The sequence below is a fragment of the Thiocapsa sp. UBA6158 genome, from assembly GCF_002423035.1.
In the GTDB taxonomy this organism is placed as follows: Bacteria; Pseudomonadota; Gammaproteobacteria; order Chromatiales; family Chromatiaceae; genus Thiocapsa.
Genome location: NZ_DIUM01000070.1, coordinates 96,067 through 116,614, shown reverse-complemented (window position 1 = coordinate 116,614; position 20,548 = coordinate 96,067). Strand labels below are relative to the sequence as shown.

The 20,548-nt window shown below is 64.3% G+C and carries 16 protein-coding genes; 7 read left to right on the top strand and 9 right to left on the bottom strand.

Annotated elements, in window-relative coordinates:
• The first annotated feature begins 164 nt into the window (after positions 1 to 164).
• On the top strand, positions 165 to 761 hold the full coding sequence (locus tag B4N44_RS10570; protein WP_296700428.1) for a 5'-nucleotidase C-terminal domain-containing protein: 597 nt from the start codon (positions 165 to 167) through the stop codon (positions 759 to 761).
• Complete coding sequence (locus tag B4N44_RS10565; protein ID WP_296700425.1) at positions 758 to 1,060, top strand: substrate-binding domain-containing protein; 303 nt, start codon at positions 758 to 760, stop codon at positions 1,058 to 1,060. The genes B4N44_RS10570 and B4N44_RS10565 overlap by 4 nt, the downstream gene beginning before the upstream one ends.
• A 136-nt stretch (positions 1,061 to 1,196) precedes the next feature.
• Here B4N44_RS10565 and B4N44_RS10560 read toward each other — a convergent pair whose 3' ends face one another.
• Both B4N44_RS10560 and B4N44_RS10555 read right to left on the bottom strand, forming a co-directional pair.
• On the bottom strand, positions 1,197 to 1,961 hold the full coding sequence (locus B4N44_RS10560) for an HAD-IA family hydrolase (protein WP_296700422.1): 765 nt from the start codon (positions 1,959 to 1,961) through the stop codon (positions 1,197 to 1,199).
• Positions 1,962 to 2,194: 233 nt separating this feature from the next.
• Positions 2,195 to 4,051, bottom strand: a complete 1,857-nt coding sequence (locus B4N44_RS10555; protein WP_296700419.1) for a pyruvate kinase — start codon at positions 4,049 to 4,051, stop codon at positions 2,195 to 2,197.
• Between the two features lie 578 nt (positions 4,052 to 4,629).
• Between B4N44_RS10555 and B4N44_RS10550 the strand changes: the two genes are divergently transcribed.
• The gene (locus tag B4N44_RS10550; protein ID WP_296700417.1) at positions 4,630 to 8,775 is read left to right on the top strand and encodes a hypothetical protein; all 4,146 of its coding nucleotides are present in this window, start codon (positions 4,630 to 4,632) and stop codon (positions 8,773 to 8,775) included.
• A gap of 7 nt (positions 8,776 to 8,782) precedes the next feature.
• Here B4N44_RS10550 and B4N44_RS10545 read toward each other — a convergent pair whose 3' ends face one another.
• The 3 genes from B4N44_RS10545 to B4N44_RS10535 all read right to left on the bottom strand — a co-directional run bounded on the left by B4N44_RS10545 (position 8,783) and on the right by B4N44_RS10535 (position 11,639).
• Positions 8,783 to 8,965: a hypothetical protein gene (locus B4N44_RS10545; RefSeq protein ID WP_296700414.1), complete on the bottom strand. Its 183-nt coding sequence runs from the start codon at positions 8,963 to 8,965 to the stop codon at positions 8,783 to 8,785.
• A 261-nt stretch (positions 8,966 to 9,226) separates the two neighbouring features.
• Positions 9,227 to 9,742 carry a 3-hydroxyacyl-[acyl-carrier-protein] dehydratase FabA gene (fabA, locus tag B4N44_RS10540; RefSeq protein WP_296700410.1) on the bottom strand — a complete coding sequence of 172 codons (516 nt, stop codon included), beginning with the start codon at positions 9,740 to 9,742 and terminating at the stop codon, positions 9,227 to 9,229.
• A gap of 175 nt (positions 9,743 to 9,917) precedes the next feature.
• A complete protein-coding gene (locus B4N44_RS10535; protein ID WP_296700450.1) occupies positions 9,918 to 11,639 on the bottom strand; it encodes a proline--tRNA ligase in 1,722 nt (573 codons plus the stop codon).
• 83 nt (positions 11,640 to 11,722) lie between these two features.
• On the opposite strand from B4N44_RS10535, the gene B4N44_RS10530 reads away from it, so the two are divergent.
• From B4N44_RS10530 to ilvC, 4 genes are all read left to right on the top strand, one after another.
• Positions 11,723 to 12,778 carry a PilZ domain-containing protein gene (locus B4N44_RS10530; protein ID WP_296700407.1) on the top strand — a complete coding sequence of 352 codons (1,056 nt, stop codon included), beginning with the start codon at positions 11,723 to 11,725 and terminating at the stop codon, positions 12,776 to 12,778.
• A gap of 130 nt (positions 12,779 to 12,908) precedes the next feature.
• The gene (locus B4N44_RS10525; RefSeq protein WP_296700404.1) at positions 12,909 to 14,696 is read left to right on the top strand and encodes an acetolactate synthase 3 large subunit; all 1,788 of its coding nucleotides are present in this window, start codon (positions 12,909 to 12,911) and stop codon (positions 14,694 to 14,696) included.
• Positions 14,697 to 14,727: 31 nt separating this feature from the next.
• Positions 14,728 to 15,219 (top strand): acetolactate synthase small subunit, encoded by a 492-nt coding sequence (gene ilvN, locus B4N44_RS10520; protein ID WP_296700401.1) that lies wholly within the window; start codon positions 14,728 to 14,730, stop codon positions 15,217 to 15,219.
• Positions 15,220 to 15,455: 236 nt separating this feature from the next.
• The gene (ilvC, locus tag B4N44_RS10515; protein WP_296700447.1) at positions 15,456 to 16,472 is read left to right on the top strand and encodes a ketol-acid reductoisomerase; all 1,017 of its coding nucleotides are present in this window, start codon (positions 15,456 to 15,458) and stop codon (positions 16,470 to 16,472) included.
• Between the two features lie 356 nt (positions 16,473 to 16,828).
• On the opposite strand, the gene moaD is transcribed toward ilvC, so the two are convergent.
• From moaD to B4N44_RS10495, 4 genes are all read right to left on the bottom strand, one after another.
• Complete coding sequence (moaD, locus tag B4N44_RS10510; RefSeq protein ID WP_296700398.1) at positions 16,829 to 17,083, bottom strand: molybdopterin converting factor subunit 1; 255 nt, start codon at positions 17,081 to 17,083, stop codon at positions 16,829 to 16,831.
• Positions 17,084 to 17,287: 204 nt separating this feature from the next.
• Positions 17,288 to 18,538, bottom strand: a complete 1,251-nt coding sequence (gene glp / locus B4N44_RS10505; RefSeq protein ID WP_296700395.1) for a gephyrin-like molybdotransferase Glp — start codon at positions 18,536 to 18,538, stop codon at positions 17,288 to 17,290.
• A gap of 2 nt (positions 18,539 to 18,540) precedes the next feature.
• Positions 18,541 to 19,071: a molybdenum cofactor biosynthesis protein B gene (gene moaB, locus B4N44_RS10500; RefSeq protein WP_296700392.1), complete on the bottom strand. Its 531-nt coding sequence runs from the start codon at positions 19,069 to 19,071 to the stop codon at positions 18,541 to 18,543.
• Positions 19,072 to 19,576: 505 nt separating this feature from the next.
• Entirely contained in the window at positions 19,577 to 20,233 is a 657-nt protein-coding gene (locus tag B4N44_RS10495) for a CBS domain-containing protein (RefSeq protein WP_296700390.1), read from the bottom strand.
• Positions 20,234 to 20,548: the final 315 nt, after the last annotated feature.

Here is a 20,548-nt window from a genome sequence, read left to right as displayed (position 1 = left end):
TATGAGATGTGTGTAATGGGATGCCGTGACCGGCATCGACGCATCATCGGCGGCGATTCACATACCCTGCTCGGGGATCTCGATCAGTACGGTCTACCCTCGGCCGGTGACTACCCGACCCGCACCGTGAACGCAGACGGCGACCCGGTCTGCGTCGTGCAGGCTTGGCAGTCGGCGCAGCGGACGAGATCATCTGCGAGCGCCGTGTCCCGACCCAGCCCCGCGCGCCCTGCAACGGCGACGCCGTTTCCCTCTCGGGGGCGCAGCCGAGCATCAACGGCGGTTTCAGTCAGCAGGTCGTGACCGATGCCTTCCTGGCGCGGGCCTTCCGGGCGGATATCGCGCTGCAGAGCGGCGGCGGCGTGCGCATCACCATCCCGGAGGGAGACATCACGATCGGGACCGCCTACACCCTGTTGCCCTTCTCCAACACCAAGGATGCCGACCGGGCCAAACACCGACCGGATCGAACATCGAGAGGAACCCCGGATGCCCTTCTCTCCTGTCCTGCGCGTCCTGACGCTGGCCTTCGGGGCGCTGGTCTGCACGCATCCTTCTGGGCGCCATCCTTGGCTTCGGACCTGATCAAGATCAACGGTGCGGGGGCAAGCTTTCCCGCCCCCTCTATCAGGGCTGGTTCCGGGACTATTTCCTGGCGCACCCGAACATTCAGGTCGACGATCAGCCGATCGGCTCCGGGGCGGGCGTCAACAGCTTCATCGAAGGACGGCTCGATTTTGCGGGATCCAATTAACCCTTGACCGCTGAGCTGGCGCACAGGGCAGGGGACAAGGTCCTGCAGCTCCCGTTGACGGCGGGTGTGGTCGTCTTGACCTGCAACCTTCCGGGAATCGACGGGGTCAGGCTCTCGCGCGAGTCCCTTGCCGGCATCTTTCTCGGCTCGATCGCCCGTTGGAATGATCCGCTGATTCTTGCGGCCAACCCGGGTGTCGAGATCCCGGATCTGCCGATCGTGGTGGTGACGCGGGTGGACGCGAGCGGGACCACTTCGGTCATGACCCGGCATGCAGATAGGATGGATCGAGGATGGCCAAAGTGATGAAGTCGAACGCATTTTCCAGGATTGCGCTGGGTGTGGCGGCCAGCCTGGTGGTGGTCGGTTACACGCGGGAGACCCAAAGAACGATAGCCGATGAGGCCGAATCAGCGAGGCTGGAGGACTGGAAGCCACCCCCTCAGTCCTCACCCCGCAGGACATCGGCAACCTCCACCATAAGCCGCTCGAACGATGGCGCCAGGTGGTCGATCACCCCGCGGTCCTTCCGTTTGAGGCTGTTTCCGATATAGACGACCCCGCCGCATCCGACCTCGCGTTTCGCCGCTCGGACATTCTTGCGGCTGTTGTCGATGACGATACAGGACGGGGGCTCGACACCCAGCTCTTTGAGCACGAAGCGATAGCCTTGCGGATCCGGCTTCGGGTGCAGCTTATCCTTCTTGTCGCGTGTGGAGATTGCATCGAAAACGTGCTCGGCCGGGAACATCTCCGTAAGCCCTTTCACCTCGAGAACCCGGAAGACGTTCTCCCGGACCCCGTTGGTCAAGATGGCGATCGCGATATCCTGTTCTCTCAGTAGATCCAGGCCCTCGCGGATCCGGTCTCCTGCTCGGCTGATCCCGCGATAGTCGAGGCTCCCGGTGCAGGCGTGAATAAGCTTTGCGAGCGTCGGCTCGATCGGATCCTCGGCGGGCTTGAGCAGCTTGGCCGTGTGATACAAGAGCGGTCCGAGCTGCAGACTTCCGCCCGCATCGTAGATGGCTCGGCCCGCGAGCCGCATCATCTTCAGGGCACGCTCCCCGAAGTGCGTGCTGATCGCGGCGAAGACCGATAGGGTCTGCGCCTTCAGGGCCACGTCTTCCGCTTCGGTTGTGATCACACCATCGAAATCCAACAACAAGAGCTGCGCATTGCGGATGAGTCGTGCAGGCACTTCCATCATGGATCACCTCGGAATCCGTAAAGGTCATTGGCGGCTCAGGGCGCCTTATAGCGCCGTCATGCGAAAGGCGGGTCGAGCGCCCATGATTCGATATTACCGGCGTACGTAGGTTTTTTCCGGACAACGCGCGGCAGGCATTCCGCCGGGCAGCTGCAGGATGTCGGATCATCGTTTCAAGAAACGCATGACGCAGTTGAAGTCGATGTGTTGTCGGGCGCTCGGGGCAGGTGTGGCTACTTGAGCTGCGCGACCGAGAGTTTGCGCAGGGTCGCCCGCCGTTTGACGTAATGCTCGTCCATGCGTCCGATGATTCCGTCAAGGAAACGGACGGTCTCGACGATGTTCGGCCCTTTGTTGAGCATGGCGCATTCGGCCTGGATACTCATGGCGGCGTCCGATACCTCGGCGCGTGACGGTGCCCCCTTTTTAGCCATGCCCTCGAGAATCTGAGTGGCCCAAATTACTGGTACATGTGCCGCCTCGCAGAGCCAAAGGATCTCCTGCTGGACTTCGGAGAGACGCTCGAAGCCCACTTCGACCGCCAGATCACCCCGCGCGATCATGATCCCGACGGGAGGCGAGTTGAGTGCGGCCAGTAGGATGCGGGGGAGATTCTCGAAGGCCTGACGGTTTTCGATCTTGAGTACGATCCCGAGATGATTGGCCCCGAGTCGGTAGAGCTCGTCGTGGAGACGCTCGACATCTTCGGGTCCTCGGACGAAAGAGAGCGCGACCATGTCGGCGAGCTTGACGACTGCCGGCAGGTCGTCGAGGTCTTTTTCGGTCAGGGCAGACATCTCGAGCGCGGTGTCGGGGAAGTTGATGCCCTTCTCGGCGCGCAGTTTTGCGCCATGTGGCCCGGTATGGGTGATTCTGACCCGGATGCGCTGGCCGTCGTTCTCCTCGACGAGCCCGCCGATCTTGCCGTCGTCGAACCAGACACGGTGCCCATGCGCGACCTGCTCGAACGCCGCATCGAGGGTGCAGTGAATCTGTGCCGGCGCGACGATGCGACCGGATGCGTCCCGCTCGGCCTCGGTGCCGGGTTCGTCGTGACGGATCAACATCAGTGTGTCGCCCGGCAGGAGGCAGATGGGGTTGATCACCTCGGGGATCCCAACGATGCGCCCTTCCCCGATCGACTTGCCGTCGCGCAGGCCCGTCACCGGGGTTTCATCCTGAATATAGGCGGTCCGCTCGCTCTCGGCGATCAATGATTGACCGACCGCCTCGACGATCTTCAGTTCATGGTGTTGACCGCGGGTGTCGGTGAAACCGACGCGATCGCCAACATCGAGCCGTGCGAGCAGGCCGCACTCGATCCGGAGGGTGAAGCGGATATCGTCTGGAGTCGGCTCGGCCGCGGCCGCCGTGGTCAACCAAATCCGAGCGGGTCTAGCGATGCGACCGAAGACATCCCGATCGGGCGCCAGTCGTATTACCCGCCCGCTCTCCCGAATGGCGCCCGTGCGTAGCTTCGGGCCGGCCAGGTCGGCCTGCACACGGCAGTTGCGCCCGACGATCCGCTCCGCACGGCGCAGGTTTTCCACCATCGCGAACCAGGCATCCGGACCGTCGTGGGCGCAGTTGATGCGCATGACGTCCATCCCTGCGATGAGGAGATCCTGCACCAGTTGCGCATCCGAGGCGGCTTCGCTCGGCATGGTCACCATGATGCGGACGAATCGGTCGCGGGGCTCGGGACCCAGAAGCGCTCGGGTGTGATCCCGAAGCAACAAGGGCCCGGTACGGAAATCGACCGACGGCTCCGGCGCAGGACCGAAATCCTTGCCGCTGAGCTGCTCCAGAATGGCCACCACCGAGTTGAGGCTGGCCAAGGCATGGGGCTCCAGCACACCGAGCGACGACAGTCCCAGAGCACCGAGATCCTGCTGCAGACTGCGGATGTCGTGTTGACGAATGCTCAGATAGTGAAGGAAGTTGCGTGCACTGTTGCGATGGCCGGGCTCGATCTTCTCGATCTCGTTGGCATAAGCGCGTTCGAAATCGACGGCACCTTCGCGGAGGGTGGCGAGCTGCGCGATCGGCCTTTCCAACTGTCGCGATGTCGGTGTCGGTGTCGTGGTCATGGGTCGAGTACCTGCGAGTTTGATATTGGCCGCACGGCGACGGCCGAATCCCGAGAACATAGGGGAGTTTTGTTTCAATTGTGTGATTGTGCCGCAGCGCGGGTGCCGCCGCTGCGGCGCCTAATCGGGCTGAAAACGAAGGATCGGCGGTTTGCTCAGCCTTGCCGGGCGGATCGAGTGCGGTGGCTCCCTCCGTCCGGGCGCTTATTCCGACTTACCCCATGTGCACCGGCGCGCCCCATCCCCCCGGAAATGCTCCGAAGCCCCGGCTCCTGCCGTGATGACAGATTACCGGATCAGTGCAGAGACCTCGCGAAACCCTACTCGATAGAGCCGATCGAGCCCCGGCTGATCGCCGTTCAGATCTGCCTGATCCATGCCGAAGACATTCGACATGAGCCCGATCGTGATCGCCGGTGACGACGATGAGGGTTTCACTTGCCTTCTCTCTACTTCCGGTCATAGTTGGCCCTGGATGGACGGGGCCGGCGGACCGCTCGGGAGAGGACAGAGGTGTCGGGTACTTTCCGAACGGCACGGCGCAATCTACAGAAAGACCCTTACTTTCTTGTAACAATATGCCGAACATTCCGCGACGACTGCTGCTGCTTCTCCTGATCCTGTCGGCGCCTTTGCGGGCGCAGATCGATGCCGTTCCGGTCGCTTCCGGGCTGCTCGGCTCCGAAACACCTTCCGTACCGACCGTCCCCACGGCCTTGCGACCTTGGATCCACTGGGTCCTGGAAGGCGGTCCGGAGGGCCAGGATCAACGCGCCTGCCCGATCGACCCCGCCGACGGCGCACGCCTCTGCGCCTGGCCCGGACGTCTGGATCTGGCGCTGAGCGGGGAGGGCGGCACATTCTCTCAGGTCTGGCAGATCCTTGCCGAGTCCTCGGTCCCGCTACCGGGCGACGCGGATGCCTGGCCGCTCGGGGTCGAGGCGGACGGGGCGGCGCTGCCGGTGGTTCAGCGCGACGGCCGGCCGACCGTGACGCTCGCCGCCGGGGTCCACCGGGTGACCGGGCGCTTCGTCTGGGACCGTTCGCCCGACGTGCTCCTGATCCCGCCCATCATCGGTTTGGTCGCGTTGATACGCGATGGCCGTGCGGTGCCGACGCCTCGATTGGACCGGACCAACCGGCTCTGGCTCGGTGACCCGACCGGATCCCAGACCGAGCGCTCGGGCGATCCCCTGAGCCTGGAGGTCTACCGACGCATCCAAGACAGTCTGCCCCTCGAGGTCCTGACCCGGCTTCGACTGGAGGTGTCCGGCGGCGCGCGCGAGGTGCGGCTGGGCCCCGTGCTCTTGCCCGGCGGGATCCCCATGCGGATCGACAGCCCCTTGCCGGCGCGACTCGAAGAGGACGGGATGCTGCGGGTGCAGGTGCGTCCCGGGCGTTGGGCTCTGGATGTCGTGGAGCATCACCAAGGCGATGTCTCCGAGCTGTCGCGCCCCGACGCCGGCGCACCCTGGCCGGAGCGTGAGATCTGGGCCTTCGCGGCTGAACCCGCGCTGCGGCGGGTCGAGCCGTCCGGACTCGATGCCGTGGATCCGCGTCAGACCGGGATCCCCGATGAGTGGTCGCGTCTGCCGGTCTATCGGGCCGAGCCGGGTGGCGTTCTGCGTCTGACCGAGCAGGTGCGCGGGGATCCGGATCCCGGGCCGGAGCGTCTGCGCCTGGATCGCGAGCTTTGGCTCGACTTCGACGGCAAGGGCTACAGCGTGCAGGATCGCATCGGCGGTCAATTGTCGCGCGGGTGGCGCCTGGACGCCGGCCCGGCACTCGCGCTGGGTGCGGTGAGCGTCGACGGTCGACCGGTGCTCATCACACGTCTGAACGATGCCGCATCGCCCGGGGTGGAGGTCAGACGGGGCAGCCTGGACGTGATCGCCGATGCTCGGCTTGAGTCCGCACCCGGGCGTGTTCCGGCCTCCGGCTGGGCGACCGAATTCGAGAAGGTCGACGCGCGTCTCTATCTGCCGCCGGGTTGGGATCTCTTGACAGTCCAAGGCGTCGACAACCTGCCGAGCACCTGGGTCGGCCGCTGGAGTCTGTTGGATCTTTTTCTGGTGCTGATCACGACGCTCGGTATCGGTCGAATTTGGGGCTGGGGTTGGGCGCTGCTTGCCCTGCTCACGTTGGGTCTGACCTGGCAGGCGCCCGGCGCGCCGCGGCTGATCTGGCTGCACCTGCTCGCCGCCGCGGCCCTGCTGCGGTTGATCCCGGAGGCTCCGGTCCGCACCGGTCTGCGGCGCTTGCGGACCCTGGCGACACTCTATTTCAGACTGGCGTTGCTGGGGCTGCTGGTGATCGGGCTGCCGTTCTTGGTGACCGAGGTCCGCGACGGGCTCTTTCCGCACCTGGAGCGTCCCTGGATGGCCTTGGGCGACGCGGAATCGGGCACCGGGATGAGCGCAGTGCCCGCGCCTGCGTTCGCGCTGCGCAGCGCGATGGACATGGAGGCGACGTCGAAACGCGAGCGGCTTTCCGGTGCCTTGTCCGAACCCGCCACCCCGATTCCCGAGCCCATCGATCTCATGGATCCCGATGCGCGCCTCCAAACCGGACCCGGCATCCCGGACTGGCGCTGGAACAGCGTGGAGCTGCGTTGGAGCGGACCCGTCGGCGAGCAGGAATCGGCACGACTTTGGTTGCTGACCCCGACCTTAAACCTGGTGCTCTCGATCCTCGGTGCCGTTCTCCTGGTGCTGCTCGGTGCACGTCTAGCCGGACTCGTCGGCGCCCGCGTGACCCACGGCGCAAGCCTCGCCCTCCTGGTCGCCCTGGGGCTGGGGACGACGCTCGCCACCGAGCCTGCCTCGGCCGAGGATCTGCCGAGCGCCGAGCTGCTTGGGGAGCTGCGCACCCGTCTGCTCGCCCCGCCGGACTGTTTGCCGCACTGTGTCGATCTGTCGCTCATGGTCCTCGCGGCGGATCCGGATCGGCTGGTCCTGGATCTGATCCTGGATGCTGCAGTTGCAGTCGCGGCACCCGTTCCGGGCGGGGCAGGGGGCTGGCTGCCGACCGAGATCCGCGTGGACGGCGAGCCCTCGGACGGACTGCGCCAAGACGCGGCCGGTCGGCTCCTGCTCATGCTCCCTGCCGGCCGACATGAGGTCATGCTCGTCGGCCCGCTGGCGAGCCGCGATCAGGTCGAGATCCCGCTTCCGCTGCCGCCGCGTCTGATCCGTGCGAGCGTCGAGGGCTGGAACCTCGAAGGGCTGGACGCGGGCGGGCGTGCCGGTGCTCAGATTCGCTTGGTGCGTCTCTCCGACACCGGCGCCCCGCATGAGGCGTCGCTCGCCCAAGGCGCGCTGCCCCCGCTGCTGCGCGTCGAGCGGACCCTGCGGATGGGGATCGACTGGCGCGTGGAGACCCGTGTGGTGCGTCTCTCGCCGAGCGCGTTTCCGGTCTTGATCCCGGTGCCTTTGCTGCCGGGCGAGTCGGTGCAAACGCCCGGGGTCCAAGTCGAGGGTGCAGCGGTTCTCGCGGACCTACCCGCGGGGCGATCGGAGGTGACCTGGTCGTCGCGCCTGGAGCCGACCCGCGAGTTGAGCCTGATCGCCCCGATGGATCCGCGACTCAGCGAGGATTGGCGTCTCGACGTGGGCCCGCTCTGGCATCTGGAGTACGCGGGCGTTGCTCCGATCCATCGGCTGGGTCCGGACGATCGCCGGCTGCCCAACTGGCGCCCTCTGCCGGGCGAGACACTTGTCCTGACCCTCAGTCGACCCCCGGGCGTCCCGGGGCCGACCTTGACCATCGATCGCGTCGACACGCGGGTCGAGCCGGGGCAGCGCGGGACCCTTTCGACCCTGACCCTGACGATCCGCAGCAGCCAAGGCGGCAGCCATGTCATTCGGCTGCCGGACGCCGCCGAGCCGATCGCCTTCAGCCTGGACGGCCGCAGCCTTCCGCTGCCCGACACGGCGCCGGAGGTCGAGCTGCCGCTGACACCCGGCTCGACGCGTGTCGAGTTGACCTGGCGCGAGGCGCGACCGCTGACGTTCGGCTACCGGCCAAGCCTGCCGGATCTGCGCAGCCCGGCGGTCAACCTGAATCTCTCGCTGAGCCTGCCGGAGGATCGCTGGGTGCTCTGGACCTGGGGTCCGCGGATCGGGCCGGCCGTGCTCTTCTGGGGCATCCTGCTGGTGCTGATCGGCCTGGCCGCAGGTCTGGGTCGCAGCCGCCTCACGCCCTTGCGCGTGCACGATTGGCTCCTGCTCGGCATCGGCCTCATCCTGGCTCAGGTCTTGGTGGTGTTGTTGGTCATCGGATGGCTCTTCGCGCTCGGCCTTCGGCATCGCCTGGATCCGCTTGCCCGTCCGGCCTGGCGTTTCAACCTCATTCAGATCGGGCTCGTGGTCCTGACGCTCGTCGCCCTTGCCGGCCTGCTCGGTGCCGTCCAACAGGGTCTGCTCGGCACGCCCGAGATGCAGATCATGGGGAACGGCTCGACCGCGACCACGCTCAACTGGTATCAAGACCGCAGTGGACCGATGCTGCCGGAGGTGTGGGTGCTCTCGGTGCCCATGTGGGTCTACCGCGCACTCATGCTCGCCTGGGCACTCTGGCTTGCGATGCGTCTGCTGGACTGGCTGCGCTGGGGCTGGGAGGGGCTTTCCAAGCCTTTGATCTGGCAGGATCTGCCCGCGGCCGAGCCGAAGCGGCCAAAGGCGAGGCGCACGCCCGAGACCGAGGAGATGCGGCTGGATCTTTGACCCGGGGCTATCGGCGCACCGGGACATCGACCGCCCGCCAAACCAGGCACAGGGCGAGATCCACAGATGCGCGCTCGGTCTCCAGCTCCGAAACCATCATGGACAGCCGGTTGTTGAACAGGAACACGAGGAAGGCGGTCTTCAGCAGCAGCTCGTTGCCGAAGTCGCTCAATCCATAAGGAAATCTCATGGCGCACCCGCTCCGGGTGGGTGGTCGGTGCTTACTGCCTGATGCGGGTATTCGCGGATCCCGGCGACGAGGCGCGTCTGCGACGGAGCCGCTTCTACGAAGCGGTCGCGGACGCGAAATGCCCTAGGCAAATCGCGGGCACCCAAGACCCCGAAAATGCTTTTCAAATCCTAAACCGCGCCCACCACTGAGCGGATTGGCTCCGCTGAGCCTTTACTCTCGCTGCGAGAGAGCGAATATCGCTCGAGACGCGGTTTAGCCTTAGAAGCCCTCGGTCGAGGTAAAGAGCCCCACCCGCAGATCCTTGGCCGTGTAGATGGTGCGCCCGTCCACCTGCACCACGCCGTCGCCGATGCCGAGCACCAGCTTGCGCGAGATGACCCGTTTCATGTCGATGTGATAGGTGACCTTGCTTGCGGTCGGGAGCACCTGACCGGTGAACTTGACCTCGCCCACGCCGAGCGCACGGCCGTGCCCCGGATTGCCGATCCAGGCGAGATAGAAGCCGACGAGCTGCCAGAGTGCATCGAGTCCGAGACAGCCTGGCATGACCGGGTCGCCGGGAAAATGGCACTGAAAGAACCAGAGTTCGGGTTTGATATCCAGCTCGGCCAGGATCTCTCCCTTGCCGTAGGCGCCGCCGAAATCGGCGATGCGCAGCACGCGATCCATCATCAGCATATTCGGCACGGGCAGTTGGGCATTGCCGGGACCGAACATCTCGCCGTGTCCGCAGGCGAGGAGCGCATCGCGGTCGAAGGAGGCTTCTTTAGTCATTTTCGGGTGAGGTCCTGTGTGTCTTGCGGTTCCAGGGATTCGAGAGCCTCCAGCCTCCAGCCACCTGCCTCCGGCTTCGTTCGAGGCGGCGGGGCGGTATGGATTGCACGCGAGGCGTTCGGTGTTGCGTGGCCCGCGCGAGCGCGCGAGGATCGCTGGCGGCTGGCGGCCTGAATCAGCCCGCCCGAAGCCGCGCCGACAACCAGCCGACGATCTCCTCGATCGGGATGAGCTGGGTCTCGCTGTCGTTGCGGCCCTTGTACTCGACCTGACCGTCGTCGAGCGACTTGTCGCCGACGACGATGCGATGCGGGATGCCGATCAGCTCCATGTCGGCGAACATCACGCCGGGCCGAGCGTCGCGATCGTCGAGGAGGACATCGACCCCGGCCTGCTTGAGATCCTCGTAGAGCTGATCCGTCGCCTCGCGGACGCGATACGACTTGCCGAGCTTCATGGGCAGGAGTGCGACCTGGAAGGGCGCGATCGGCGCCGGCCAAGAGATGCCGCGCTCGTCGTGATGCTGCTCGATCGCCGCGGCGACCACACGCGACACCCCGATACCGTAACAGCCCATGGTGAGGGTGGTGGCACGGCCGTCTTCGCCGAGTACGTTGGCCTTCATGGCCTCGCTGTATTTGCGCCCGAGCTGGAAGATATGTCCGACCTCGATCCCGCGCGCGATCTTCAAATGACCCGAGCCATCCGGACTCGGATCGCCGTCGATCACATTGCGCAGATCCGCGACCTCGGGAAGCGGCAGATCTCGGCCCCAGTTCAGACCGAACCAATGCTTGCCGTCCTGATTGGCCCCGGCGCTGAAATCGCCGGTGACCGCGACGGTGCGATCCACGATGCAGGGGATCGGCAGGTGCTTCGGGCCGAGCGATCCGGGACCGGCGCCGATCGCCTCGCGGATCTCGGTCTCCGTTGCCATGCGCAGCGGCGCGGCGACCCCGGGCAGCTTCTCCGCCTTGATGGCGTTGAGCTCGTGATCGCCGCGCACCAGCAGTGCGATCAGAGCGGACTCGCTCGCGGCTGAGGCGGCGACCACCAGGGTCTTGACGGTGCGCTCGATCGGCTGGTTAAACTGCTCGACCAGATCCGCGATGGTGCGTGCGTTCGGTGTATCGACCAGGCGCGCACCCTCCTGCGGCGCCGGGGCAGCGTCGGCCAGGGCGAGGGCCTCGGCCAGCTCGACGTTGGCCGCGTAGTCGCTGCTGTCGGAGAAGGCGATGGCGTCCTCGCCCGAGTCCGCGAGCACATGGAACTCATGCGAGGCGTTGCCGCCGATGCTGCCGGTATCGGCCTGCACCGGGCGGAAATCGAGCCCGCAGCGGCTGAAGATGCGGCTGTAGGCCGCGTGCATCTGCCGGTAGGTGTCTTCGAGCGAGGCGTCGTCGAGATGGAAGGAGTAGGCATCCTTCATCAGGAACTCGCGGGCGCGCATCACGCCGAAGCGCGGTCGAATCTCGTCGCGGAACTTGGTCTGGATCTGGTAGAAATTGATCGGCAGCTGCTTGTAGCTTTTGAGTTCGTTGCGGGCGAGATCCGTAATGATCTCCTCGTGGGTCGGGCCGAAGCAGAAGTCGCGTTGGTGGCGGTCGCGCAGACGCAGCAGCTCCGGGCCGTATTGGTCCCAACGGCCGGATTCCTGCCACAGCTCGGCGGGCTGCACAGCAGGCATGGAAACCTCCAAGGCACCGGCGCGGTCCATTTCATCGCGGACAATGCCTTCGATCTTGCGCAGGACGCGCAGCCCCATCGGCAGCCAAGTGTAGAGCCCGGCCGCGAGTTTGCGGATCATGCCGGCACGCAGCATCAGGCGGTGACTGGCGATCTCCGCGTCGGACGGGGTCTCTTTGAGGGTCTGGATCGGGAACTGAGAGGTGCGCATCGGCAGGACTATCGGCAGCGTAAAGTCGCGAAGTGTATTGTTCAACCAGTATCGAAACAACCGCGCTGTGATTCGAGTGTAAAATGACAAAGCGATCAGAGGATTCCAGTCCAAACAGTCCGGCCTCGGTTGCGAACCGGCGGACCCAGCGCCGCATTTGCGTGCGCATCCCGATCCAGGTCTTCTTGCCGACACTCTCCGAACCGATCACTGCGATGAACCAGGACATCTCCTGGGGCGGCGCGCAGTTCGTCGCCGATGTGCCGCTCGACTCCTTGACCGGGACGCTCCGTTTGATGTTTCCCTGGAGAGGAAGTGAAAAGGTTTCAATCGACGCGGAGGTCGTGCGGGCGCAGCGGCTGGGGTCCGGGCATCACCAGGTCGCGGTGCGGTTCGCGAGCCTCTCGCCACGAAGCCAAGCCCGGTTGGAAAAACTTCTGAGGATGCTCGATGCGGCGGACGACTCGAAGGACCGAGACGCAGGTGCGCTGGCGCGCGAGCTCGAGGTTGTGGTCGAGGATGCCGCAGCGATGCGCGAGATGCTCGAGCAGATCGCGGCCGGACGTTTGAACATCACCGTCTTCGAGGCTTACGAGGCTGGTCAGAGCATCCGTCTCTCCATTCGCGGGGCGGATGCTCTACCCGGCTTTTTGTTGCGGGCACGGGTGCGCGCGGTCGAGCGGGTCAAGCTGGATGGATTTGCTCAATCTGAGCTCTTCGGTCTCGAGCTGGGATTCGAGCATCCGATACCGGCGATCAAGACATTTGTCGACCTCTTGATCGCGCAGCTTCCGCCGGTGTGGAAAGACCCCGAGTCCAGTTTTGCGGGTGCTCCGAATTGGCTGCGCGCGATGCATCTCGCTCGGCAGACGGAAGACCACACGCTCGGTGACCATGGCGACGCTTCGCTCTTGGAGTCGCGCTTTCCCGATGCCTTGAGAAGTCTGCGCTTCGTGTGGGGAGACCCGGAGGCGTTCGACCTCGTGTTCCAGGACCTGACCCTGGGTGATCGGGTCGAGCCGGGAGGCTGGCCGAAGGATGCCTGGGACGAGCTGGGCCTTCTCCAAGACGTTCATGACTGCGCCTACGGTCTCCCTGCAGCCAGAATGAGCCGATTACGCCCGACGCGTTGCCGTTGAATCGGCGTCGTGGGTCCGGCGGCTCGGTGACGCCCGCGGATCGAATCCGCAGCTCGCTTGACCGGCTGCGCCGATCGCGGTAATTTCGATCGCTTTTGAACCCTTTTGGGACTGATCGGAGGTCACCGAGGTGGCACTGTCTGAAGCGCAACTCGATGGGGCCGAGCCGGAGCGGCCGGAGCGGAGTGGTGTCGAGCTGAGCGGGGCCGAAATCGTCGTTCAGGCGCTCGCCGACGAGGGCGTCGAGTTCGTCTTCGGCTATCCCGGCGGCGCCGTGCTGCACATCTACGACGCCCTGTTTCGGCAGGAGTCCGTCAAGCACATCCTGGTACGTCACGAGCAGGGTGCCTCGCACGCCGCGGACGGCTATGCGCGTGCAACCGGCAAGTGCGGCGTCTGTCTGGTGACGTCCGGTCCGGGTGCGACGAACGCGGTCACCGGGATCGCGACCGCCTACATGGATTCCATCCCGATGGTGGTCCTGACCGGCCAGGTGCCCACTCCGGTCATCGGCAGCGATGCCTTCCAAGAGGTCGACACGGTCGGCATCACCCGGCCTTGCGTGAAGCACAACTTCCTGGTCAAGGACGTGCGCGACCTCGCGGTGACGATCCGCAAGGCGTTCTATATCGCGATGAGCGGTCGACCCGGCCCCGTGGTGGTCGATATCCCGAAGGACGTGACGGATCCGAACATCAAGATCCCGTACGACTATCCGCGCGATGTGAAGATGCGCTCGTACAACCCGGTACTCAAAGGGCATCCGGGGCAGATCCGCAAGGCCGTGGATCTGATCATCCAAGCCAAGCGGCCGGTCTTCTACACCGGCGGCGGCGTGGTGCTCGGCGAGGCATCGGCGCAGTTGACGGACTTCGTCCGCATGACCGGGTTTCCCGTCACCAGCACCCTGATGGGACTCGGTGCCTATCCGATGACCGATCCGCAGTTCATCGGCATGCTCGGGATGCACGGGACCTACGAGGCGAACATGGCGATGCACGAGACCGATGTCTTGATCGCCATCGGCGCGCGCTTCGACGATCGGGTCACCGGCAAGATCGAGCACTTCTGCCCGCATGCGAAGATCATCCACGTCGACGTGGATCCCTCCTCGATCTCCAAGAACGTGAAGGTGCATGTCCCGATCGTGGGACAGGTGGCCAACGTGCTCTCCGACATGATCAAGCTCTATCGCGAGCTGGCCCCGCGGCGCGACGAGCATCCGGTTGCCGACTGGTGGTCCAAGATCGCCGAGTGGCGTGCGGTGGACTGCATGCGCTACGACCGCAACAGCACGGCCATCAAGCCGCAGTTCGCGGTCGAGACGCTCTACAAGGTGACCGGCGGCGATCTCTATCTGACCTCGGATGTGGGTCAGCATCAGATGTTTGCCGCCCAGTTCTATCCGTTCGACAAGCCGCGGCGTTGGATCAATTCGGGTGGCTTGGGGACCATGGGCTTCGGCCTCCCGGCGGCGATGGGGGTACAACTCGCGTTTCCGGATGCGCAGGTCGCCTGCATCTCGGGAGAGGCGAGCATCCTCATGTGCATCCAGGAGCTGGCCACCTGCCTTCAGTACGGGCTGCCCGTGAAGATAATCCTGCTCAATAACGGCTATATGGGCATGGTGCGTCAGTGGCAGGAGTTCTTCTATGAGAGCCGCTACTCGAACTCCTATGTCGATGCCCTGCCGGACTTCGTGAAGCTCGCCGAGAGCTTCGGACATGTCGGCATGCGCGTCGACCAGCCGGCCGATCTGGAGGCCGCGATGACCGAGGCGTTCGCGATGAAGAATCGCCTCGTGTTCATGGACGTCATCGTGGATCCGACTGAAAACGTCTACCCGATGATCGCCGCCGGCAAGGGCCACCACGAGATGCAGCTTGCACCGAGTCTGTCGGATCGTGAGCTGGCCTAGACCGCGTCCCGAGCGAAAGAGATCTTAAGACATGAGACATATCATTGCCGTGCTGCTGGAGAACGAGGCGGGTGCGCTCTCGCGCGTCGCCGGGCTCTTCTCGGCCCGTGGCTACAACATCGAATCACTGACCGTCGCCCCGACGGATGATCCGACCCTCTCGCGGATGACCCTGGTCACCACCGGCAACGACGATGTGGTCGAGCAGATCAAGAAGCAGCTGAACAAGCTGATCGATACCGTGAAGCTTCTCGATCTCTCAGAGGGTCCGCACATCGAGCGCGAGATGATGTTGATCAAGGTGCGCGCCGAGCGGCAGGACCGCGAGGAGCTCAAGCGCCTGACCGAGATCTTCCGCGCCAAGATCATCGACGTGACCGACACCAGTTATGTCATCGAGTTGACCGGCGCGTCGAAGAAACTGGACGCCTTCATCGGTGCCGTGCCGGAAGGGCTGATCGTCGAGGTCGTCCGCTCGGGGCCCACCGGCATCTCGCGCGGCGACAAGGGTCTCACCATTTAAACCGCTTCCGTGAGTGGCCCTCCGTGAGACAGGAAGCGTTTTCCTGTTCGCTCGGTAGGGCGCCTGTCCGTGACCTCGGCGGCGGGCGCGGTTGAAGTCTTCACTCTTTTTTCGGATTGAGCTGCTTGCGCGGTTGCGGTTCACAGTCCCGAGTCGGGCCTGAGTGAGAGCCTGAAGGCTTCTCGCCTACCGATTCGCCTCACACATCTCCATCAGAAGGATTCACTTCAATGACCATCAACGTGTACTACGACAAAGACGCCGACCTCTCCCTCATCCAGGGCAAGCAGGTCGCCATCATCGGTTACGGCTCGCAGGGTCATGCCCATGCCAACAACCTGAAGGATTCCGGCGTGTCTGTCGTGGTCGGCTTGCGGCCGGGTTCAGCCTCTGCCGCCAAGGCGGCCAATGCAGGGCTCGAGGTTCGCGCGATCGAAGAGGCCGTGAAGGGTGCGGACGTGGTCATGATCCTGGCGCCCGACGAGCATCAGGCCGCGCTCTATCGCGATCAGGTCGCACCCAACATCAAGCAGGGTGCCGCGCTCGCCTTCGCCCATGGCTTCAACGTGCACTTTGGCCAGGTCACGCCCCGTGAAGATCTCGACGTCATCATGATCGCGCCCAAGGGTCCGGGCCATCTGGTGCGCTCGACCTACACCCAGGGCGGCGGCGTGCCCAGCCTGATCGCGGTCCATCAGAATGCGACCGGTCAGGCCCGCGACATCGCATTGGCTTATGCCTCGGCCAACGGCGGCGGACGTGCCGGGATCATCGAGACCAACTTCCGCGAGGAATGCGAGACCGATCTCTTCGGCGAGCAGGTGGTGCTCTGCGGCGGGTTGACCTCGCTGATCAAGGCCGGTTTCGAGACCCTCGTCGAGGCCGGTTATGCGCCCGAGATGGCTTACTTCGAGTGTCTGCACGAGGTCAAGCTGATCGTCGACCTCATCTACGAAGGCGGCATCGCCAACATGCGCTACTCGATCTCGAACACCGCCGAATACGGTGACCTGACGCGCGGTCCGCGCATCATCACCGACGAGACCAAGGCCGAGATGAAGCGCATCCTCGGCGAGATCCAAAACGGCCAGTTCGCCAAGGAGTTCATCCTCGAGAACCAGGCCGGTGCAGCGTCGATGAAAGCCATGCGTCGACTCGGCGAAGAGCACCAGATCGAAGAGGTCGGCGAGCGTCTGCGCGACATGATGCCCTGGATCCGCGAGAAGAAACTGGTCGACAAATCACGCAACTGATCGGCGGCGACCCAGCGTCTTCGCGGGATTCGATCTCTCGGATCCCGTGAGACATGAAAGGCCATGCAACCGAAGGGGTGCATGGCCTTTTGTTTCGCATCGGCCTTGTTTTTCCCTGTGTATCGAGTGTTCGTCTGTCTGAAATCGACCTGGTCCGCCGGATTAAGGTCCTGCCGGTAGTAGTCCTTTTCCTGTGCATGCCAATGCACGAAGCCGGCCCAGCCATGACGCTTGGAGAGCTCGAGGGCGAAATAATCCATCCAGAGTCGCTCGGGAATCTGCAGGCAGGTCATGACCAGATCGATCGCCGCCTCCGGTTGCCCAGCCGACCAGCTCATATTGATGGCCCGCATGCTCTATCCGCCGGTAACCGGCGGGAAGAATGCGATCTCGTCGCCGTCTTTGATTCGCGTGTCCAGTCGGGCAATCTCTTGATTCACTGCCGCCAGGACGGATTCGCCTTCGGCCAATGTCGTTGACCAGGGCTCTCCACGAATACGCAGGTGCGCGAGGAGATCCGCGATGGAGTCGATGCTTTGCGAGACATCCATTTGCTCCCGCGCCAGTCCAAGACTCTCTCTGAGCCGAGCGAAGTACAGGATATCGATCATATTATTTCCTTCCGATGCTCACCGGCGTCCGGAGTGGCATGGGCTGTTGTTGGATTGGATCGGCTACAGCTGAAACCATACATGCCGGAGCTGACGCGCTTTAGGATAATGACAAATCAGAACTCTAAACTGCGTCTTCCCATGGCACTTGACCAAGGCAAGATGGATCCGACCCCGCCACATTCATGTTTCAACGGACGCGGTTCAGCCGAAGAGACCCCGGAACGGGATGAAATCAACGAAGTCGCCTTTGTGGATGACTTGGTTCTCGGGAATCTCCACCAGACCGTCCGCCCAAGCGACCGAAGAGAGCACGGCGGATGAGCGGCTGGGGAAGACCGCCAGCTCCTGCGCGCCGTCTTCGCCGATTTGAATGCGCGCGCGGTGAAATTCACGACGTTTGTCGGGACGTGTCCAATCGAAACCCGCACGGATCCTGAGACTCGGGGGACGCAGGTCCCCGGCGACACCCTGCTGCCGTCTGATCACCGGGATGCCGAACAGACAGAAGGTCACGAACAGCGAGACCGGATTACCCGGATTACCGATGAAGGGTGTCGTGCCGATCCGACCGAAGGCCAGCGGCTTGCCGGGGCGGATGGCGATCGTCCAGAGCTCGAGTGTGCCGACGCGTTCGAGCGCGCTCTTGATGTGATCCTCTTCGCCGACCGAGACGCCGCCGCTGCCGACGATCAGATCGGCCTGTGCCGCGCCGCGCAGCAATGTCTGCTCGGTCGCCGCGAGGCTGTCCTCCACGATTCCTAGATCCACCAGCTCGCAGCCGAGCTGCTCGAGCAACCCGAAGAGCATGAAACGGTTCGAGTTGTAGATCTGTCCGGGGCCGAGTGGCTCGCCCGGCATCACCAGCTCGTCGCCGCTGGAGAAGACCGCGACGCGCAGACGCCGATGCACGCGGATCCGTGCGGCACCGACCGAGGCGGCCAGTCCCAGATGCTGAGGCGTGAGACGGGTACCCGCGGCGATGACCTCGGCACCGGCCCGGATGTCCTCGCCGAGACGGCGGATGTTCGCGTCCGTCCCGCAGTCAAGCGGAATCTGGACCCAGTCCCCCGCGACCTCGCAGATCTCCTGGACGACCACCGTATCGCAGCCTTCCGGCACCGGGGCACCCGTGAAGATGCGCGCCGCCGTGCCGGGTTCCAGTGCGCTCCCGCTGGAGCCGGCGGGGATTCGCTGAGCCACGCGCAGGCGCCCGGCGTCGGCCGCCAGATCCGCATGACGGATCGCATAGCCGTCCATCGCGCTGTTGTCCCAGGCGGGGACGTTGATCGCGCTCGTGACCGGTTCGGCCAGGACGCGTCCGAGTCCCTCGGCGATCGAAACGGTTTCGGTCCCGTCGACGGGCTCCACACGCGCGAGCAGGCGCTCGAGCGCCTGCTCTTTGGTCAGCGTCGCACGGCCGGGCGCGTCGCAGCGGCAAGGATCGGTTGCCATGCTCAACGCTCCAGCAAACGCGGAATGAGCTGCGCGAAATTGCACGGTCGCGTGCGGCTGTCCAGCTGCGCCAGCAGGATGCGATCCCAGGCGGTACGGCAAGCCCCGCTCGAGCCCGGCAGGCAGAAGATGAAGGTCCCGTTGGCCAGTCCTCCGAGCGCGCGTGACTGCAGGGTGGAGGTGCCGATCTCTTCGAGCGAAAAGCTCCGAAACAGCTCGCCGAAACCCTCGAGTGGCTTGTCGAGCAGGGGGGTCACGGCCTCCGGGGTACTGTCTCGACCGGTCACGCCGGTGCCGCCGGTACTCAGGATGACCTGGATTTCGGGGTCGGCGATCCATGCGGAGAAGACCGCGCGCATCCGGTAGATGTCGTCCGGGACGATGCGTTTGGTCTTGACCCGGTGTCCGGCCGCCTCGGCGCGCTCCACCAGCAGGCGCCCCGAGGTGTCGTCCTCCTCGGTACGACTGTCCGAGACGGTCAGGACAGCGATCCGCAAGGACAGAAAGTCTTGGTCTTTGAAATGCTCGGGCATGGTGTTGTCCTGTGCTGAGGCGTGCCGCGGTGATTGACGACTCAACAACAAGGCGTACAGATCCGTGAACGGCATCAACTTACATGTTCATGGATTTCGGATTGTTCCTGATCGCCCTGTTGCCGGTCGTCATGCATTGTATCCGGATGACGGCTGCAGCCGCGATTCCAGTCAGACCGCGGATGGTGCTCATCACGCCGATCGCTGCGCGAGGCCAGTCGGGCGTGACGCCGGATCGATGTTGCTTGAGTCGCCGTCCGCATCCGGCGCGAGGCGACGCGCTCGGGCGTCCATTCGGCATGGCCTCGGCCCGATCCGGCGGATGATTGCGACGCCGCTTTGGGCGTAGGCGGCCCGTTTGGCTGAATAGGCCGCATTGCCGAGATCTCGATTGGCGCCAGCTTGGATCGAGGTCATCTTGCCGAGGCGCAGAAGCTGGAAGAGCGCCCGCGGCTCTTCACCTGGCTGCAAATAGTTTTGGAGCGAGTCTGCTGCGAAGCGCCCCTCAATCGAGCGCTTCTTCGTCGAGCGACTGCAGGTCGAGTTGACAGGAAGCGAGAAAATCCTTGCGCATCAGAAGCCCCACCAGACGGCTGCGGCCGTCCACGACCGGCATGCTACGCCCGCCGTGATTCCTGAACGCGGACATGATCTCCGAGAAACCGGCCTGCTCGGTCACGGTCACCGCCGGAGACGTCATCATCATGCTTGTCGCTGTCTCGTGACAGCATTCGGCGAGCTGGTCGCAGTGCTCGAGCAATCGCGGAAGTAGCTCCAAGAAACTATCCGCGCCGAGTCGCTTGAGAATATCCGTCTCGGTCAGGATTCCGCTCACCAGCCCGCCGCCCACGACCACCGGCAGGGCCTTGACACCTTGGCGCACGAAGAGTCCTGCCGCTTGGTAAAGCGGTGTTTTCGGATGCAGCGGTTGGATCGGCGAGCGCATGAGATTCCTCGCACACATTCGGCTGTTCATGCGCTCGACAGCATGGGCATGGGCGAGGTGATAGATGGTTCTGAAGTCAGTCGTCGTGATGTCGATATAACCGGGAATCTCCCGCATCGCGTCGATGATGTCGGCGTCGGAGAGCTCGAGCTCCCGGATCTCGTCGATGCTGGTGTGGTCCGGTTCCTGAAAGAGATGAAGATTGTTCTCTGTCACCTGATGACCCTCGAATAAGCGGCGATATCGCCGCTGGCCTATCCCATTAGGCGTGGATTATCCGCAGAGCGCCTTGAGGCAAATCAATCCGTTCATGCCGTGCGCCCAGCGAGCAGGGTCACATCCTTCGGGATCATCTCGAACAGGTGCGCGCCGCCGACCGCTCGGCGCGCGCCCTCGGGCTCTCGATTTGTATGCCCGGCTTGATATGGGTCAAGGTTCCGATCGAGCCGCAAGATTCAAATCCAGGTCGAGGGTTCAGGACGGTTGCGGGACGGTTCGGACGGCGTCGTTCAGTCGTTCATAAGACCGACC

Coding starts and splice junctions, on each gene's coding strand:
- B4N44_RS10545 (WP_296700414.1), bottom strand. CDS start 8,965: ATGAGATTTCCTTATGGATTGAGCGACTTCGGCAACGAGCTGCTGCTG.
- B4N44_RS10550 (WP_296700417.1), top strand. CDS start 4,630: ATGCCGAACATTCCGCGACGACTGCTGCTGCTTCTCCTGATCCTGTCG.
- moaB (WP_296700392.1), bottom strand. CDS start 19,071: ATGCCCGAGCATTTCAAAGACCAAGACTTTCTGTCCTTGCGGATCGCT.
- B4N44_RS10530 (WP_296700407.1), top strand. CDS start 11,723: ATGACAAAGCGATCAGAGGATTCCAGTCCAAACAGTCCGGCCTCGGTT.
- B4N44_RS10555 (WP_296700419.1), bottom strand. CDS start 4,051: ATGACCACGACACCGACACCGACATCGCGACAGTTGGAAAGGCCGATC.
- B4N44_RS10560 (WP_296700422.1), bottom strand. CDS start 1,961: ATGATGGAAGTGCCTGCACGACTCATCCGCAATGCGCAGCTCTTGTTG.
- B4N44_RS10535 (WP_296700450.1), bottom strand. CDS start 11,639: ATGCGCACCTCTCAGTTCCCGATCCAGACCCTCAAAGAGACCCCGTCC.
- glp (WP_296700395.1), bottom strand. CDS start 18,538: ATGGCAACCGATCCTTGCCGCTGCGACGCGCCCGGCCGTGCGACGCTG.
- moaD (WP_296700398.1), bottom strand. CDS start 17,083: ATGATCGATATCCTGTACTTCGCTCGGCTCAGAGAGAGTCTTGGACTG.
- fabA (WP_296700410.1), bottom strand. CDS start 9,742: ATGACTAAAGAAGCCTCCTTCGACCGCGATGCGCTCCTCGCCTGCGGA.
- ilvN (WP_296700401.1), top strand. CDS start 14,728: ATGAGACATATCATTGCCGTGCTGCTGGAGAACGAGGCGGGTGCGCTC.